The sequence below is a fragment of the Paraburkholderia sp. genome, from assembly GCF_034668105.1.
Taxonomy (GTDB): domain Bacteria; phylum Pseudomonadota; class Gammaproteobacteria; order Burkholderiales; family Burkholderiaceae; genus Paraburkholderia.
The window spans coordinates 1-2619 of record NZ_JAXDPY010000549.1 but is presented as its reverse complement, the minus strand read 5'-3'; the positions used below and the strand labels follow the sequence as shown (position 1 = coordinate 2619).

At 58.5% G+C, this 2619-nt stretch carries 3 protein-coding genes and 1 pseudogene; all 4 read left to right on the top strand.

Annotated elements, in window-relative coordinates; all coding sequences use genetic code 11:
- Positions 1-517, top strand: a 517-nt coding sequence (locus QOC89_RS24290; RefSeq protein ID WP_323047344.1) for an MFS transporter, incomplete at its 5' end; no start/stop codon positions are given.
- 102 nt (positions 518-619) lie between these two features.
- Entirely contained in the window at positions 620-1711 is a 1092-nt protein-coding gene (locus QOC89_RS24285) for a glutamate cyclase domain-containing protein (RefSeq protein WP_323047343.1), read from the top strand.
- Between the two features lie 78 nt (positions 1712-1789).
- Positions 1790-2222, top strand: a pseudogene (locus QOC89_RS24280) (transposase); the annotation flags it as partial.
- A 96-nt stretch (positions 2223-2318) separates the two neighbouring features.
- On the top strand, positions 2319-2619 hold a 301-nt coding region (locus QOC89_RS24275), incomplete at its 3' end, for a DDE-type integrase/transposase/recombinase (RefSeq protein ID WP_323047345.1).

The following is a 2619-nucleotide window of genomic DNA, read 5'->3' as shown; positions in this document are numbered from 1 at the left end:
ACTGCACCAAGACAAGTCTCTGAGTGAGTCAACGATCGGCTGGCTGTCATCTGTGCCATTTGCAGTCGCGATCGGCGTGATGTTTTTGCTCACCTGGTTGTCCGACAGGACGAAGGACCGGCGGCTGTTCTCAACGCTACCAATCTTAGCTTGTGGCCTCGCACTGATTGTTGCAGGGCAGACTTATGAGTCGAACACGCTGTTGGTGAATATGATTTTGTTGACCATCGCCGGTGCGATGCTCTATGGGTCGCAACCGGTACTGTGGTCAATTCCTGCTGAAATTGTTCCGTCCAGTGTCCTCGGCCTGGTAATGGGAATCATGAACACATTTGGCGTTCTCGGAGCGTTCTGTGGCCCCTATCTGGTCGGTTACATACAGGGGCTTACGCACACCTTTGCTGCAGGACTCATCGTCATGGGAGCCAGTTTGGCCCTGGCGAGCCTCTTGTTATGGCAAATCCGCGACGTCGCCGCACGTGCAGTGAACGAGAAGAACACAGCGCGTATCGCTTAGCAACCGGACCGATGGGCGCAGGTACATGCCACCGTACGTGCCTGTCCGTTCGCAAGATGTGGTTGCCATGCGCAGCATGAGTAGTTCATTAGGGAAGGTCCAATGACACTGAGCATAGACGACGCGTTTCTAGGGCAAGTCGGAGAAAATATCGATCGCTTGATCACCATTGATGTAATGTCGTACGGCGTGATTGGCCCACTTTTTGAAGCAGCCCGCGCAGTCAATGGTGGCACGCCACTCTGCCTGAGCGCCGCGGCACGCTTAATTGGAAGGGTCAAGCGCGGAGCCACCGTGCTGCTCACCACGGGCTTTATTTTGCCGGGCCACTACCCCTATGGCGAGACCGACGGCCCGATCGGCACCGCGGTATTGGCTCGCGCGCTGGCGCTTGGGCTCGGAGCTCGTGTGTTGGTTGCGGTGGAATCCGAACTGATGTCGCTCAATGCCGCGCTGTTGCGCACCGCGGAACTGCAGGTTATTTCAACCGAAGCGCTTGCTCGTGAGGCCGGACAGCTACGCGCAGTCGCCAGTGTTGTCGAATTGCCGCGTGAAGTGCAGGCGACACGCAACAGATCGGCTACCTGGATGGTTGAATATGGCATTGAGGCTGTGATTGCGATCGAGAAACCTGGTGCGAATAGCTTGGCGGTTTATCACACGGTCGGCGGAGCCGATATCAGCGCGGACGTCGGCAAAGGACAAACGCTTTTTGAGGTGGCACGCGAGAACGGCGCGCTCACTATCGGGATTGGTGATCGTGGCAACGAACTTGGAATGGGGCAAATCGCCGCCACAGCTCGCGCACTCCTACCGCGCGGCAGCGCATGCCGTTGCCCCTGCGGTCGCGGCGTTGCAGACGAGACAGAAGCAGACCTCACCGTGTGCGCTACGGTGTCAAATTGGGGCGCATACGGTATCGCGGCTTGCCTTGCCGCGATGCTCGAACAGCCTGACCTGATCCAGAGCCCGGAACTCGAAGCTGCCCTGTTCGAGACGGCAGTGCGAGAAGGTGGTGTCGACGGCATGACCGGGCGCGGGAGTCTGTCCGCCGACGGCGTTGCACTGGGTGTGCATGTCGGTATCGTACACATGTTGGCGGAGATCTACCGAGGCCAATCGGCCCGAAATCCCAGTCCGTTCTCGACGCCATTAATCCGCAAAGGCGGCTCTGTGCCATTAACAGGCCGTTGAAAGGCTTCATGGAGCGGTCATCCGGGACGCAGGCGTAAACTTTGAACTAGTGTTATCAATGAGAGCGAGATGGAACGGATGCGCGGGCCAGACGGCTTTACCGAGTCGATGTTCACAGTGTTGAAGCTGGATGATTTCGTGCCCGAAGAACCATCCGTTGCGCGCGATTCGCAACTGGCTCAATGACGCACTCAAGCGCATGGACGACGTGCTCGCGCCGATGTACGAGACTTATGCGAAGGGAGGTCGGCCGGGCATCGCGCCGGAGAAGCCGGTGCGAGCTCTTTTGCTGCAGGTGCCGTACTCAATTCGTAGCGAGCGCATGCTGATGGAACGGATTTCCTACAACATGTTCTTCCGCTGGTTCGTCGGCCTGCCGATGGACGGGACCGTGTGGGACCATTCGACGTTCAGCAAGAACCCCGACCGGTTGCTCGAACACAATGTGCTGGTGTTGCTCTTCAACGAGACAGTCGAGACCGCGCGCGAGCGCGGATATCTTTCCGGGGAGCCCCTATGCATCGGGCTTTCGTCCCCGGAGGGAGGGCAGTGTCCATTCCATCTGGGTCGATCAGCGCCATTCGAAAAGATCCTGCGTTCAAACCCGGTGCCGCGCAAGATCGTGACGGACCAGTTGCGCAGCAATCCGGCGGCGAAGGCTGACATTCCTGAGCTCGCTCATGTGAAGCACGTTTTCGTCAAGGCGGCTGCACGTATGAACAACCGTGCCGAGAACAGCCACCAGCCGACCCGCAGGCGCGAACGCCAGATGTGCGGCTTTCGCGATGCGCGTCGAAGGCAAGCGTTTCTCTCATGCATCGACCCAATCCGGCAGAACTTCGCGTTGCCCAGACATCAAATGAACGCGGCATGTCATCGCGCAGTACTCAAAGATCGCTTTGCCACAT